Source organism: Spirillospora sp. CA-142024, from assembly GCF_050942325.1.
Classification (GTDB): Bacteria; Actinomycetota; Actinomycetes; order Streptosporangiales; family Streptosporangiaceae; genus Spirillospora.
In genome coordinates this window covers 7,487,848-7,501,247 of sequence record NZ_CP192077.1, presented here as the reverse complement: position 1 = coordinate 7,501,247, position 13,400 = coordinate 7,487,848, and the positions used below count along the sequence as shown (strand labels likewise).

Genomic DNA, 13,400 nt, shown 5'->3' with positions numbered 1-13,400 from the left:
AACACGGAGAAACCCGGCAATTTGCCGGTGGTCTCCCGGATACCGCGAGCGGGCCCCGCCGGGTGATGCTCGGGTCTCCGGTCGAGGGACGCCGATCGTCACCCCGTCCGGGACGACCCCGGTCGCCGGTTCGCCCTCGCGGGGTGGGTGAGCAGGCGACGGGACCGTACCGGGCGACCCAGGGGACGGAGGCGCCCCCGGCCGGGCCGGTTCCCGGAACGGAGCGCCAGCGGAGTGCAGGGGGGCGGCCTGGCCCCGTTCTTCCGGGGGGTGTGGGGGTCGTCCCCACAGGGGACCGGGCCGGCTCCGTCGGGGATGTGGGGGGCGTCTCCCACAGGGGACCGGGGCCGGTGGTCCGGCGCCGCGGAGCACGAGGGCGGGGGCGTGGTCCGGGCCACTGGTCGGAATTGGCCGTTTCCGCCGTCCCGATCCCGGACCAGGCTGGGGACATGACCGGACACGATCCCCAGACCCGAGCCGTCCACCCGCCCGTGGTCACGCCCGCGGGCAGCCGCCCGCTCGGCGTCCCGATCTACCAGGGCCACCTGTTCTCGTTCGACGCGGCCGACGACCTCGCCGCCGCGTTCCGGGGCCCGGACGAGGCGTTCTTCTACGCCCGGATGGGCAACCCGACCGTCCGCTCGCTCGAACGGCTGCTCACCGAGTTGGAGGGCGGCGCCGGCGCGCTCGCCACCGCGTCAGGCATGGGCGCCGTCAACACCGTGCTGATGGGGCTGCTCCAGAGCGGCGACCACGTCATCGCGCAGACCGCCCTCTACGGCGGCACCTACGCGCTGCTCCAGGACCTCGCCGCGCGATGGGGCGTCGATGTCACCTTCGTCTCCGGCGACGACCCGGCCGAGGTGCGCGAGGCGCTGCGCCCCACCACCCGGCTCCTCTACCTGGAGACGGTCGCCAACCCCACCACGCACGTGACGGACCTTCCCGCGTTCGCCGAGGCCGTCCGCGGTACGGGCGTGCTCACCGTCGTCGACAACACGTTCGTGCCGCTTCTCTGCAGGCCCATCGAGCACGGCGCCGACATCGTCATCCACTCGACGACGAAGTACGTCGGCGGGCACGGCGACGTCATCGGCGGCGCCGCCGTCTTCGCCGACTCGTCCGTGCACCAGCGCGTCTGGGAGCACGCCACCGAACTGGGCGCCACCGCCGACCCGTTCGCCGCCTGGCTGACCGTGCGGGGCTTCGCGACGATGCCGATGCGGGTGGCCCGGCAGAGCGCGTCCGCCCTGGACATCGCCGGCCGCCTCGCCGCGCACCCGTCCGTCGCCCGCGTCCACTACCCGGGGCTGCCCGGCCACCCGCAACACGAGGTCGCCGAGCGCCTCCTGCCGGACGGCGCCGGCGGCGTCCTCGCCTTCGAACTGACCGGCGGCCGCGAGGCCGGGCGCACGTTCTCCGAGGCGGTCGGCCTCATCTCCCTGGGCCCGTCACTCGGCGCCATCGCGACGCTGGTGATGCACCCGGCGAGCACGTCGCACCGGCAGATGGACGCGGCCTCCCTCGCCGCCGCCGGTATCGGCGAGGGGACCGTGCGCCTCGCCGTCGGCCTCGAACACCCCGACGACCTCTGGCAGGACATCGACCAGGCCCTGCGGAAGGCGACCTGACCGGCTCAGAGATAGAAGCCGGTCGCCGTGGTCGAACCCTCCTGGGTCTCGGGGCGCTTCTCGCCCTTGCGGAGGGCGGCCAGCTCGGCGAGGGTCGCGCCGTCGGCGCCGATCTCGGCGGGCGGGACGTCGGTGCCGTCCAGCCAGGACAGCGACTCGGCGCGGGTGAGGCGGCCGACCTCGATCTGGGCCAGGCAGCGGCCGGGGCGGACGACCGCCGGGTGGAGCATGGCGAGGTCCTCGTTGGTGGTGATGGCCACCAGCACGTCCCGGCCCTGGCCGAGCATGCCGTCGGTGAGGTTGAGCAGTCGCGACAGGCCCTGACCCGTCGACTGCTTGGCCTCGCCGCGGATCAGCTCGTCGCAGTCCTCCAGGATGAGCAGCCGCCAGCGGCGGTTCTCGTCCTCGTCGTCGCCGACCGCGACCTCCATGAGGTAGCTCGGCGTGCCGAACAGCGCCTCGGGGTCGAGGACGCAGTCGGCCTGGCACCAGTCGTTCCAGGAGCGGGCGAGGGCGCGCAGCGCGGTGGTCTTGCCGGTGCCGGGCGGCCCGTGCAGGAGCAGCAGCCGGCCCGCGACCTCCTCGCGGGTCAGGCTCATGACCTGGTCGAGCGCCTCGGCGACCGGCGCGGTGTAGTTGCGCCGGATGTCGTCCCAGGAGTCGGCCGTGATCGCGCGCTCGCTGCGGACGGGGCCGTGCGTCCCCATGTGCCAGAAGCCCATCTCGACGCTGGTCTCGTCCACCTTGGGCGGCTCGGTCGCGTCCTTCACCGACGCTTCGAGGACGGTCTCGGCGAGCTCGTCGGTGATGGCGGACACGGCGACGTAGGCGACGCCGCTCTTCCAGCGGTTCGTCAGCAGCGTCCAGCCGTCGCCCTCGGCCAGCACCGACTCCTTGCCCTTCTCGTGCGCGACCCGCACGAGCCGGGCGTCGTCCGGGCGCAGCGGGGCCTCCGACCGGACGTTCTCCAGCCGCGTCGACCGCGACCAGGGCTGCTCGCCGGAGGCGAACGGACGCAGCGACAGCACGTCCATCACGTCGGCCGGCGAGTTGTTGTCGCTCAGGTTGAAGACCACGGGCAGCGTGGAGTCAGGCCCGGGCTCCATGACGTTCCGGGGGGTGTGGGGGGTCGTCCCCTCACCAAGATCCGCGACGTTCTCCCGGGGCTCGATGAGATGCAAGACCTCCTGCGGCCTCTCCTGCGACATGGTCATGACATCGATGATCACGCCATCCGGCGGAGCGCGTCCACCGAATTAGACGGGTTCGCCCCGGTCAGGAGCCGCCCTCCTCGGTGTCGCGTGCGGCCTTGCGGGCCTCCGCCTCCTCCAGGTCGAGCTTCTCGGCCTCCTCCGGCGTCGGCGCCGTGCCGCCGAGGTAGGCGGGCTGCCACCACGTCTCGTCCGAGCGGGGGACGTCCGGGTACTCGCGCTGCGCCTTCTCCAGCAGCGCCTCCATCTGGGCGCGCAGGTCCCGGGTGACCTGGTCGTAGTCGTCGCCGCGCTTGGGGTACATCGGCTCGCCGACGAGGATCGTCACCGGCACGTTGCGCTGGAGGAGCCGGCGCTTGCGGCCCTTGGTCCACATCCGCTGCGGGCCCCAGAGCGCGACCGGGATCAGCGGGGTCTTGGACGCCACCGCCATCCGCACCGCGCCGCTCTTGATGTCCTTGATCGTGAACGAGCGGCTGATCGTCGCCTCCGCGAACACCCCGACGATCTCGCCGCCCTTCAGCGCCTTCAGCGCCGCCGCGTAGGACGAGGCGCCCGCGTCCCGGTCCACGGGGATGTGGTGCATGCCGCGCATCAGCGGCCCGCCGATCCGGTTGTCGAAGATCTGCTTCTTCGCCATGAACCGCACCAGCCGGCCCGCCGGGTGGGCGGCGAGACCGGCGAAGATGAAGTCGAGGTAGCTGACGTGGTTGCTGACGAGCACCGCGCCACCGGTGCTGGGGATCCGGTCGGTCCCCTCAAGACGGAACTTGATGTTCAGGGCCTTGAACACACCACGAGCCGTCATGATCACCGGTGGGTACACGAGTTCGCGCATGAAGGCACCGTACTTGAGCGGCTCATGATCAGCGAGTGCGAGCCGGGGATCGCGATGCATCGCACAACCGGGCCGAACTCTGAGAAGGTGGGGTGTACCTGATCCGCCGAAGGCTGAGGGAGGATGAGCTCCATGGAACCGTTGGACGCGGCGGCGGACGTGCACGCGCTCATCCGCGACGTGCTGCCCGCCCTGGCGCCCAGCGCCTGGTTCGACCCCGGTACCTCCGAGGTGGTGCTGCCCGTCGGCCGGTCGGAGGCGCGGGCCTCCAGCTGGACGGTGCTGGAGCGGTGCGCCCGCGAGCCGCGCTCGGCGTGGCCGAAGGTGGTGGACGAGTGGGTCCGCGAGGTCGGCGACCGCGCGTTCCTCGCGGTCGGTGAGATGGAGCTGTTCGGCGACGTCCGGGAACTGCTGCGGCTGCGCATCGTGCCGAAGCTCGCGCCCCGCGACCGGGAGGGCCTCGTCGTCGTCCCGGCCGGCGACCACTTCGACGCGATGGTGATGATCGAGCATCCGCGCTTCGGGGGTCCGCTCACCAAGGCCCGCGCCGGTCTCCTCGGTCTGCACAAGCTCGGCTACGTGATGACGAACACCCACGACCGCGAACTGGCCGACGTGTCCGTGCACGACCAGCCGCTCCTGCCGGGCCGCAACGTCCGCGTCGTCAGCAAGCCCGGCAGCCGGTACGTGTCGGCGCTGCTCAGCGAGGTCGACCAGTTCCTCCCGTGGCCGAACGAGCACGGTGCCCTGGTCGGCGTCCCCTGTCACAGCTCGCTGCTGCTGTACCCGATCTCGTCCAGGTCCGTCCGCGAGGTGCTGCCCGTCTTCGCGGACGTCGTCCGGGAGATGCACGCCGCCGCCGACGATCCGTGCGCCCCCGGCGTCTACTGGAGCCACGGCGAGCGCCGCCTGACGCCCCTCCCCACCGCCGCGTCCCTGGACGGCACCGACGAGTTCGCCGCCCTCCTGCGCCGCCTTCCCGAAGACGCCTAGGGCAGCTTCCACTCGACCGGCGACGCGCCCTGCTGTTCCAGAAGCTGGTTGGCCCTGGAGAACGGGCGCGAGCCGAAGAAGCCGCGGTCGGCCGACATCGGGCTCGGGTGCGGGGACTCGATGCACGGGACGTCGCCGAGCATCGGTTTGAGGTTGCGGGCGTCGCGTCCCCACAGGATGGCGACGAGGGGCCGGTTCCGGGCCGCTAGGGCTCGGATGGCCTGCTCGGTGACCTCTTCCCAGCCCTTGTCGCGATGCGAGCCGGGCTTGCCCGGCATGACGGTGAGCGACCGGTTGAGCAGGCAGACGCCCTGCTCCGTCCACGGGGTGAGGTCGCCGTTGGACGGCTCCGGGTGGCCGAGGTCGGCGCAGTACTCGCGGAAGATGTTGACCAGGCTGCCGGGCAGCGGCCGGACTCCGGGGGCGACCGAGAAGCTGAGGCCGACCGGGTGACCGGGTGTCGGGTAGGGGTCCTGGCCGACGATGAGGACGCGGACGTCGTCGAACGGCTGGGTGAATGCCCGCAGGATGTGGTTCCCGGCGGGCAGGTAGCGGCGCCCGGCGGCGACCTCGCCGCGCAGCCAGTCGCCGGCCGCGGCGATCGTCCCGGCGACCGGTTCCAGCGCGGTCGCCCACCCCGCTTCGACGATCTCCGAGAGTGGTCGTGCCGTCATGGCGCACCACCCTAGTGCGGCGATCGCGTCGCCGCTCCGCCCCCGCCCGGAATGTGAAGTTTTTTGACCGCAAGAGGTCGAGCGTCGGGCAAATGTTTTCAAGCGCCGTGGAAAGTGCCCGGTGAACTGGGTGAAACGCCCCGTTAAGTCGCTGTTACTTCCTGGCGGCTCGCGTTGACCTGGGCCCGTGGAGCGCATAACTCCTAGAGAGTAAGGACGGCGCAGGACGAGCGGACGGAACGAGAGCATGAGCCAGCTGACCACCGTGGACGCCACCTTCCTCCATGCCGAGAACGGAACCACCCAAGCCCACATCGCCGGGCTGGGCATCGTCGACGCCGGGACGTGCCCCGGCGGCCGGCTCACCGTCCCGCTGGTCGCCGAGCTGATCCGCAACCGCGCCCACCTCGCCGCCCGCCCGCTGCGCCAGCGGCTCGTCCAGGTGCCGCTCGGCCTGGACAACCCCTACTGGGAGGACGATCCGGACTTCGAACCCGAGCGGCACATCTCCGAGTTCGGGCTGCCGGAGCCCGGCACCGACCGGCAGCTCGCCGACCTCGTCGCGATGCTGCACGAGCAGCCGCTCGACCGGTCCCGTCCGCTGTGGGAGATGGTGCTCATCCAGGGGCTCGCCGGCGGCCTGACGGCCGTCTACGTGAAGGTGCACCACGCCGCGATCGACGGCGTGATGGCCGCCGAGACGCTCGCCGCGCTGCTCGACCTGTCGCCCGAGCCCCGCGACCTGCCCGCCGACGAGGCCGCCCCCGCCCGCGCGCCCGGCACGGCGAGCATGCTGGGCACGGGACTGCTCAGGGCCGCGACGCATCCGGTCCGGTCCGCCATGTCGGCCGCGCGCACCGCTCCCTATCTGGACGAGATCCCCGGCCTGTCGTCCATCCCGGGCGTCGGGCTCGTGTCGTCGATGGTGCAGGGCGCCCTGCGCCGGCCGGAGCTGCCGAGGGCGCCGCGGGTGAGCGCGCCGCCGACGCCGTTCAACCACCCGATCGGCCGCCGCCGCTCCGTCGCGTGCGGGGAGCTGCCGCTGGCGGAGATCAAGGAGATCCGGCGGGCGCTCGGCGGCAGCGTCAACGACGTGGTCATGGCGCTGTGCGCGACGGCGCTGCGGCAGTGGCTCGACAAGCGCGGCGACCTGCCCGACCGTCCGCTGGTCGCGGCCGTGCCGGTGTCGCTGCGACGGCGTGCCGACGCGGCCGCCGAGCCGGGCAACCAGGTCTCGATCATGACGGCGCCGCTGGCCACGCACGTCCCGGACCCGGCCGAGCGGTACACCTCCGTCCGCCGTGACATGGACGTCGCCAAGCGGCGGTTCACCGGGTCGTCCGGCGGCTGGGTGCGGGACATGAGCGAGCTGGTCCCGGTGCCCATCGCCGGCGCCGTCACGCGGCTCGCGCTGCAGGCCGCGCCGGCGGTCTCGCTGCGCCCGGTCAACCTCGTCATCTCGAACGTCCCAGGCCCGCAGTTCCCGCTGTACCTGTGCGGGGCGAAGGTGCTCGGCTACTACCCGATCTCCGTCATCACGGACGTCAGCGGCGGGCTGAACATCACCGTGTTCTCCTACGACGGGAAGGTGGACGTCGGCATCGTCGCCTGCCGCGACCTCGTCCCCGACCCGTCCGAGATCGTGGACCACCTGGTGGACGCGCTGGACGAGCTGAAGTCGCTCAGCCGCGAGTGAGGCCGAGCGCCGCCCGGTGCCGCCACGCCAGGTTCAGCGCGGCGGCGCCGGCCGGCTGCATCGGCCGCGGGACGGTCCCGTCGAACGGCGCCATCGACACCTCCCCCTCGGCGTTGACCGCGACGAGGCCTCCGAAGAGCTCGGTGAACAGGTCGCCGTCGATGACGACGGCCGTCAGGAGGTCGAGCGCGAACGTCAGGGGGTCCACGCCCAGACCAAGGAAGTGCGCCCGGATCCGTCCTTCGTCTCGGGCGGCGGTCAGCGTCCTGTGGAAGGGCCACTCGTCCTGGACGAAACCGTCGCCGTAGTCCTCCTCCGCCCCCAGGAGTTCTTCGGCGTACTCGCGGACCATGCACCACCACAGGTCGGGCGCCTCGTCGCCGAGCGGCTGGAAGACGCCGACCGGCATCACCTGGTAGAGCCCGCCGGCATGCGCGACCTTCGCGGGGTCGCGCCAGTGCAGGACGTACCTCCCGGACGTCGTCACCGTCACGGTGGTGATCGCGGGCAGCGCCGCCCGCCGGGTGAGGTCGCACGGGTCGCCGATCCGGTTCCGCAGCGGCAGGCCGCGGACGCCGGCGGCCAGCTCGTGCGCGGCGGACTCGCCCACGTTCACGGCGTCGAAGTAGCGCGCGGAACCGAGCCGCAGGAACTCGGCTCCGGCCTCCAGCAGCCGGTAGCTCGGGCGGTCCTCGAAGATCCTCGGCGGTGCGAGCGCGGCCAGGGCCTCGGCGTAGGTCCGGTAGCCGTCCGGCAGGCCGTCGGGCGGATCGGCGACGGCGGGCGGGGCGGGGTGGGCGTCCCACTCCAGCCGGACCGACTCCAGCGGGATCGGCGCTTCCGGAACCCACCCGTCCCGGCACAGCAGCGGCGTTCCCGCCACGCGCGGCATGTCCGGATACAGGGCGCTCGCGACCTCGCCGAGCCGCCCGCGTCCGGCGTTCAACGCCGCCCGCGCCTCCTGCCACTCCCGCTCGTCCACCTCGCTCACCCTAGGCGGCGAGCCGCCGCGCGACGTCCTCCTCGACGAGGTCGGCGTTGATCATCGCGGCGGCCATCGAGCCGGCCGCCGCCGCCATGATGACCTGGCCGGCCGGGGTGACGACGTTGCCCGCGGCCCACACGCCGGGGACGCTCGTCCGCCCGGTCGCGTCCACCTTCACGAAGCCGTCGTCGCCGATCTCGCAGCCGAGATCGGTGAGCGGCCCGTCCTTGGCGACCCAGGTCGGCGCGAGGAACACGGCGTCGCAGGCGAGCACCGGGCCGTCGGCCAGTTCGAGCCCGGTCAGCCGGTCGTTCTCGACGACGACGCGCCGCACTTCGTCCGCGACGACCGGGATGTCGCGCGCGTCCAGACGGGCCGCGTCCTCGTCCTCAGGGGCCCGCGCGGCGACGAACGTCACGTCAGGCGACCACTGCCGGATCAGCGACGCCTGGTGGATCGAGTTCGGGGACGTCCCCAGCACCACGATCTTCCTGTCGCGGACCTCCCACCCGTGGCAGTAGGGGCACATCTGCACTTCGCGGCCCCACCTCTCCCGCAGCCCGGGGATGTCGGGAAGGACGTCGGTCACCCCGGTCGTGACGAGCAGGCGCCGCCCCTTCAGCCGGGACCCGTCGGCCAGCGTGAGGACGAAGCCCTCCTCGGCGCGCGTGACCGCCCCGTCGACGATCTCGCCGCCGTAGCCGCGCACCTCGGTGCGGCCGGTCTCCAGAAGGCGGGCGGGCGGCATGCCGTCGCGGGTGAAGAAGCCGTGCATGTGCCCGACACCCGCGTTGCGGGGCTCGCCCGCGTCGACGACGGTGACGGTGCGGCGGGCCCGGGCGAGGACGAGGGCGCCGCTCAGCCCGGCGGGGCCGCCGCCGATGATCAGTACATCTCGTTCATCCATGCCACGAGGGTGCGACGGCGCCGGCGGGTTTGACAAACTTCTTTGCCGAAACTGCAATGAACGGCATGGAGACGACCGAGGACGTCCTCGCCGGGGTCGGGCCCAGGCTCCGGCGGCTGCGGCAGGAGAGAAACGTCACACTGACCGCGCTCGCGGAGGCCACCGGCATCTCGGTGAGCACGCTGTCGCGGCTGGAGTCCGGCAAGCGGCGGCCGAGCCTGGAGCTGCTGCTCCCGCTCGCGCAGGCGCACCAGGTCCCGCTGGACGAACTGGTCGGCGCCCCGGACGTCGGAGACCCGCGGATCAGGCCGCGCCCGCAGCGCATGCACGACATGGTCGTCCTGCCGCTGACCAGGCGTCCCGGCGGGGTCCAGGCGTTCAAGATGGTCGTCCCGGAGCGGCTGCCGGAGCCGGAGCCGCGGGTCCACGAGGGCTATGACTGGCTGTACGTCCTGAACGGGCGGCTCCGCCTCCATCTGGCCGGACGCGACATGATCCTGGAGCCGGGGGAGGCGGCCGAGTTCGACACCCGGCTTCCGCACTGGTTCGGCGGCGCCGGCGGGCCGGTCGAGGTGCTCAGCCTGTTCGGGCCGCAGGGTGAGCGGATGCACCTGCGCGCGAGGCCAAAGAAGTCGTGACATAACGTGTGTACTCGTGCAGACCGCCTAACCTCCCCTTGAATCCCCGCAAAAACAGAAGGCCGCCCCGATCGCGTGGGCACTGTGGAGCGTCGGCGTCCTCGCCTACGCCGTGGCGGTACTGCACCGGACGTCCTTCGGCGTCGTCGGCCTCGACGCCGTCCACCGGTTCGACGCGTCCGCCGGGATCCTCGCGTCCTTCACCGTCCTGCAGCTGCTGGTCTACGCGGGCCTGCAGATCCCCGTCGGGCTCCTGCTCGACCGCGTCGGCCCGCGCTGGATGGTCGCCGGCGGCGCGCTGCTCATGGCCGCCGGGCAGGCGCTCATGGCGGTCTCCACCGACGTCGGGACGGCCGTCGCCGCGCGCGTGCTGGTCGGCGCGGGCGACGCCATGACGTTCATCAGCGTCCTCGGCATCGTCGCGACCTGGTTCCCCGGCCGGTACGTCCCGGTCGTGACGCAGCTCACCGGGCAGCTCGGCCAGCTCGGGCAGGTGCTCAGCGCCATACCCCTCGTCGCCCTGCTGCACGGCCCCGGATGGGGCACCGCGTTCGGCTCGGCGGCCGCGCTCGGCGTCCTCATGGCGGTGCTCGCCGTCGCCTTCCTCCGGAACGGTCCAGGCCGCGCCGACGTCCCGTCGCTGCGCGAGACGGGCACGAACCTGACCGAGGCGTGGCGCCATCCCGGCACCCGCCTCGGGCTCTGGTCGCATTTCGTCACGCAGTTCTCGTCCAACACCTTCGCGCTGATGTGGGGCTACCCGTACCTGGTGTCGGGGCAGGGCATGCGCCCGTCCGCCGCGTCCACACTGCTGACGCTGTTCGTGCTGGTCAACGTCGTGTCCGGCCCGTTCATCGGACGGCTCGTCGCGCGCTACCCGCTGCGCCGGTCCTGGCTCGTCCTCGGCATCGTCGCGCTGAACGTCTCCGCCTGGACGGTCGTCCTCGCCTGGCCGCCGCCCGCGCCGTCCTGGCTGCTGGTGCTGCTGGTGCTGTGCGTCGCCCCCGGCGGCCCCGGCTCGATGATCGGCTTCGACTACGCCCGGACGTTCAACCCGCCCGGCCGGCAGGGCACCGCGACCGGCATCGTCAACGTCGGCGGCTTCTGCGCCTCGCTCGTCACGATCCTGCTGATCGGGCTCGTCCTGGACGCCCTGTCGCCCCCCGGCGAGTTCACGCCCGGAGCGTTCCGGGCGGCCTGGACCGTCCAGATCGGGATCTGGGTGATCGGCGTGGCGGGCGTCCTGCGCACCCGCGCACTCGCCCGCCGCCGCCTTGCCCTCGACCAGCGCTAGGAGCGCAGCTCCAGCGTGCAGCACTTGGGTCCGCCGCCCGCCTTCCGCAACTCCGACAGATCGATCGGGACGGGCTCGTACCCGTGCGCCCGCAGCGTGCCGATCAGCTCGGCGGCCTCGGCGTTGATGACGACGTTGCGGCCGTCGCACACGGCATTGAGGCCGAGCACCGCCGCGTCCTGCTCACCCGCCAGGATCGCGTCGGGGAACAGCCGCTCCAGCACCGCGCGGCTGCCGGGGGAGAACGCGCCTGGGTAGTAGGCGACGTTGTCGCCGCCGAGGGGGAACAGCGCCGTGTCCAGGTGGTAGAAGCGCGGGTCGACGAGCCGCAGCGTCACCACCGGACGGCCCAGGAACTCCTGCGCCTCCTGGTGCGCGGCGATCTCCGTCCGGAACCCGGTCCCGGCCAGGATCACGTGGTCGAGCGTGAGGAAGTCGCCCTCGCCCTCGTTCGTGTGCTCGGGCTCCAGCACCTCGGAGAACCCGTTCTCCAGCATCCACTTGGCGTACGCGGGGCCTTCCGCCTGCCGCTCCGCGTGGGTGAACTTGGCTCCGTACACCCGCCCCCCGACGACCAGCGCGCCGTTGGCCGCGAACACCATGTCGGGCAGCCCCTCGATCGGGTCGATGAGGCTCACCTCGTGCCCGAGCGCGAGATACGCCGCCCGCAGTTCCTCCCATTGCCGCACGGCTGTGCCCGCGTCGGCGCCGGCCGCCGGGTCCATCCACGGATTGATCGCGTAAGTGACGGCGAAGTGCTCCGGGCGGCACATCAGGTAGCGCTTCCGCAGCGCGGTGCGGACGACGCTCGGCTCAATCGCCGGCATGACGGTCATACGTGTCTCCAGGGGACATCCGAAGGGGGATCGACTAGCGAAAGCCTAGAAACGAAACCGCCGCAAACCAATGCGCGAACCTTGTGCTGAGCAGGCATTTCGTTGCGTCTCTGCGGCCCCTGTGCGCTAATCGTTGCGTGCGTGCAGAGCGCTGAGCTGAAGCCGGACGGCCAGCCGGACGCGAGGCGACGCGAGGTCCATCGCAGTCACCTCGGACATCCTTCGCAGGCGGTGCCGGAGGGTGTTGGGGTGGACGTCGAGCGCCTGCGCGGTCCCCTTCGTGTCGCCGTAGTGGTCGAGCCAGGCGGCAAGGGTGGGGAGGAATGCCGTTCCATGCCTCTCGTCGTGGGACCGGAGGGCGGGCACGGGGCCGCCCAGCAGGTCGCCGCCGCCCGCCTTTCTGGCGCGTTCGACGATGAGGGCGTCCCAGGCGTCCTCCAGGCGCAGGGAACCGGGGGCGAGGCGGCCGGTGGCGATGAGAGCGGCGAGTTCGGCGGCCTCGTCGCGGGAGCGGGGGAGGTCCGCGGGGGAGCGGGCGAGGCCGCCCGCCGCCGCGTACAGGGTGCGGTCGTGCGAGCGCACCTGGGCGAGGACGTGGTGCAGCCAGGGCATCGTCCCGGCGTCGCGGCGCGGGCCGGGCGGGTCGGTCAGGACGGCGAAGAGCGTGTCGTCGACGTCGGTGAGGAGCGGGCGGTGCCAGCCGAAGCGGTGCACGATCGCGTCCCAGAGGTCGAGGCGCTGCCGGACGTCCTCGGTGTCGTCGCCGCTGCCCAGAGCCACGACGCGCCACGGCGGCGGTGCCGGGACGGGGTGGGCGCCGTCCCGGAGCGCGGCGCGCAGCCGGTCCGCAGAGACGCGCCGTGCGACCCCGGCCTCGGCGCGCATGCGCAGCAGGTGCAGGGCGAGGACGGACGCCAGGTCGGCCAGGCGCCGGACGCGGTCCGCAGGAATCGGCGTCCTCGCCACGACCCAGATCGAGCCCAGCCACTCGCCTCCGGCGCGGACCGGGACGACGAGGCGCGGCAGCATGCCGTCCGGGCCCTCGGGGACGAGGACCGGGTCGCTCGAACGCGCCAGCTTGCGGAACACCCCGGAGGCTCGCAGGTGGGCGATGACCTGCGGCGGGACGCGCCGCCCGACGATCGTCGAGACGCGCGCGGGGTCGGTGCTGTCCTGGCGTCCCGAGTAGGCGAGCACCCGCGACCGGGCGTCCTCCAGCGTCACCGGGGCGTCCGCGATCTCCGCCGCGGTGTCGGCGAGGGCGAACAGGTCGTCGTGCGGGCCGGACGGCCCCGGGAGCGGCGCGTGGGCGCGGTCGATGGCGCCGCGCACCAGCCAGATGACGTGCGTCCAGGACGTGTCCGGCTGGAGTTCGACGAGCGCCGGCCGCAGCCGCCGCGCGGCGGCGACGACCTCCGGCGCGCCGGCCAGGGGCGCCTTCAGGACGACACCGGCCGCTCCCGCCGAGCCGGCCCGCTCCAGCAGCGCCACGGCGTCCGCCGGGCCGGTCAGCCCCACCCCGAGGACGAGCTCGCCGGGCTGCCCGGCCGCTTCGCCCGGCTCGGCCAGGACGACGTCGTGCACCGGGGCGTCGCGGCCGTCCTCGACCATCCGCAGCAGCCCGGGGCTCAGCGAGTCGACGAGGTCCGTCAAGCCGATCATTGTGCCTTTCACACTATGTGATCCGCTCGGATTGG

General features: G+C 72.8%; 12 protein-coding genes. 5 read left to right on the top strand and 7 right to left on the bottom strand.

Translation table 11 applies throughout. The annotated features are described in order from the left end of the window. Positions 1 to 449: 449 nt before the first annotated feature. A complete protein-coding gene (locus ACQPZP_RS35390) occupies positions 450 to 1,631 on the top strand; it encodes a trans-sulfuration enzyme family protein (RefSeq protein WP_433474037.1) in 1,182 nt (393 codons plus the stop codon). Between the two features lie 5 nt (positions 1,632 to 1,636). On the opposite strand, the gene ACQPZP_RS35385 is transcribed toward ACQPZP_RS35390, so the two are convergent. Both ACQPZP_RS35385 and ACQPZP_RS35380 read right to left on the bottom strand, forming a co-directional pair. Continuing rightward, the gene (locus tag ACQPZP_RS35385; protein WP_433474036.1) at positions 1,637 to 2,845 is read right to left on the bottom strand and encodes a DUF5925 domain-containing protein; all 1,209 of its coding nucleotides are present in this window, start codon (positions 2,843 to 2,845) and stop codon (positions 1,637 to 1,639) included. 61 nt (positions 2,846 to 2,906) lie between these two features. Continuing rightward, on the bottom strand, positions 2,907 to 3,680 hold the full coding sequence (locus ACQPZP_RS35380) for a lysophospholipid acyltransferase family protein (protein WP_433474035.1): 774 nt from the start codon (positions 3,678 to 3,680) through the stop codon (positions 2,907 to 2,909). A gap of 132 nt (positions 3,681 to 3,812) precedes the next feature. Here ACQPZP_RS35380 and ACQPZP_RS35375 point away from each other — a divergent pair, with 132 nt between their 5' ends. Continuing rightward, the gene (locus ACQPZP_RS35375; protein WP_433474034.1) at positions 3,813 to 4,673 is read left to right on the top strand and encodes a hypothetical protein; all 861 of its coding nucleotides are present in this window, start codon (positions 3,813 to 3,815) and stop codon (positions 4,671 to 4,673) included. On the opposite strand, the gene ACQPZP_RS35370 is transcribed toward ACQPZP_RS35375, so the two are convergent. Next, positions 4,670 to 5,347, bottom strand: coding sequence for a uracil-DNA glycosylase (locus ACQPZP_RS35370; protein ID WP_433474033.1), 678 nt, complete (start codon positions 5,345 to 5,347; stop codon positions 4,670 to 4,672). The genes ACQPZP_RS35375 and ACQPZP_RS35370 overlap by 4 nt on opposite strands. 247 nt (positions 5,348 to 5,594) lie before the next feature. Here ACQPZP_RS35370 and ACQPZP_RS35365 point away from each other — a divergent pair, with 247 nt between their 5' ends. Continuing rightward, complete coding sequence (locus tag ACQPZP_RS35365; protein ID WP_433474032.1) at positions 5,595 to 7,043, top strand: WS/DGAT/MGAT family O-acyltransferase; 1,449 nt, start codon at positions 5,595 to 5,597, stop codon at positions 7,041 to 7,043. On the opposite strand, the gene ACQPZP_RS35360 is transcribed toward ACQPZP_RS35365, so the two are convergent. Together ACQPZP_RS35360 and ACQPZP_RS35355 are read right to left on the bottom strand one after the other, a co-directional pair. Further along, positions 7,030 to 8,025, bottom strand: a complete 996-nt coding sequence (locus tag ACQPZP_RS35360; protein WP_433474031.1) for a hypothetical protein — start codon at positions 8,023 to 8,025, stop codon at positions 7,030 to 7,032. The two genes, ACQPZP_RS35365 and ACQPZP_RS35360, sit on opposite strands and share 14 nt — an antisense overlap. Before the next feature lie 10 nt (positions 8,026 to 8,035). After that, positions 8,036 to 8,935 carry an NAD(P)/FAD-dependent oxidoreductase gene (locus ACQPZP_RS35355; RefSeq protein WP_433474030.1) on the bottom strand — a complete coding sequence of 300 codons (900 nt, stop codon included), beginning with the start codon at positions 8,933 to 8,935 and terminating at the stop codon, positions 8,036 to 8,038. A 65-nt stretch (positions 8,936 to 9,000) separates the two neighbouring features. Between ACQPZP_RS35355 and ACQPZP_RS35350 the strand changes: the two genes are divergently transcribed. Further along, complete coding sequence (locus ACQPZP_RS35350) at positions 9,001 to 9,573, top strand: helix-turn-helix domain-containing protein (protein WP_433474029.1); 573 nt, start codon at positions 9,001 to 9,003, stop codon at positions 9,571 to 9,573. A gap of 112 nt (positions 9,574 to 9,685) precedes the next feature. Then, the gene (locus ACQPZP_RS35345) at positions 9,686 to 10,867 is read left to right on the top strand and encodes an MFS transporter (protein WP_433474028.1); all 1,182 of its coding nucleotides are present in this window, start codon (positions 9,686 to 9,688) and stop codon (positions 10,865 to 10,867) included. Here ACQPZP_RS35345 and ddaH read toward each other — a convergent pair. Further along, positions 10,864 to 11,703, bottom strand: coding sequence for a dimethylargininase (gene ddaH / locus ACQPZP_RS35340; protein WP_433474027.1), 840 nt, complete (start codon positions 11,701 to 11,703; stop codon positions 10,864 to 10,866). The genes ACQPZP_RS35345 and ddaH overlap by 4 nt on opposite strands. Before the next feature lie 126 nt (positions 11,704 to 11,829). Next, positions 11,830 to 13,356 carry a helix-turn-helix domain-containing protein gene (locus tag ACQPZP_RS35335; protein WP_433474026.1) on the bottom strand — a complete coding sequence of 509 codons (1,527 nt, stop codon included), beginning with the start codon at positions 13,354 to 13,356 and terminating at the stop codon, positions 11,830 to 11,832. Positions 13,357 to 13,400 lie beyond the last annotated feature (44 nt).

Bases quoted from the DNA above. Each gene is read 5' to 3' on its own strand.
- ACQPZP_RS35375 (WP_433474034.1), top strand. From the start codon at position 3,813: ATGGAACCGTTGGACGCGGCGGCGGACGTGCACGCGCTCATCCGCGAC.
- ACQPZP_RS35350 (WP_433474029.1), top strand. From the start codon at position 9,001: ATGGAGACGACCGAGGACGTCCTCGCCGGGGTCGGGCCCAGGCTCCGG.
- ACQPZP_RS35380 (WP_433474035.1), bottom strand. From the start codon at position 3,680: ATGCGCGAACTCGTGTACCCACCGGTGATCATGACGGCTCGTGGTGTG.
- ACQPZP_RS35370 (WP_433474033.1), bottom strand. From the start codon at position 5,347: ATGACGGCACGACCACTCTCGGAGATCGTCGAAGCGGGGTGGGCGACC.
- ACQPZP_RS35355 (WP_433474030.1), bottom strand. From the start codon at position 8,935: ATGGATGAACGAGATGTACTGATCATCGGCGGCGGCCCCGCCGGGCTG.
- ACQPZP_RS35385 (WP_433474036.1), bottom strand. From the start codon at position 2,845: ATGACCATGTCGCAGGAGAGGCCGCAGGAGGTCTTGCATCTCATCGAG.
- ACQPZP_RS35390 (WP_433474037.1), top strand. From the start codon at position 450: ATGACCGGACACGATCCCCAGACCCGAGCCGTCCACCCGCCCGTGGTC.
- ddaH (WP_433474027.1), bottom strand. From the start codon at position 11,703: ATGACCGTCATGCCGGCGATTGAGCCGAGCGTCGTCCGCACCGCGCTG.
- ACQPZP_RS35365 (WP_433474032.1), top strand. From the start codon at position 5,595: ATGAGCCAGCTGACCACCGTGGACGCCACCTTCCTCCATGCCGAGAAC.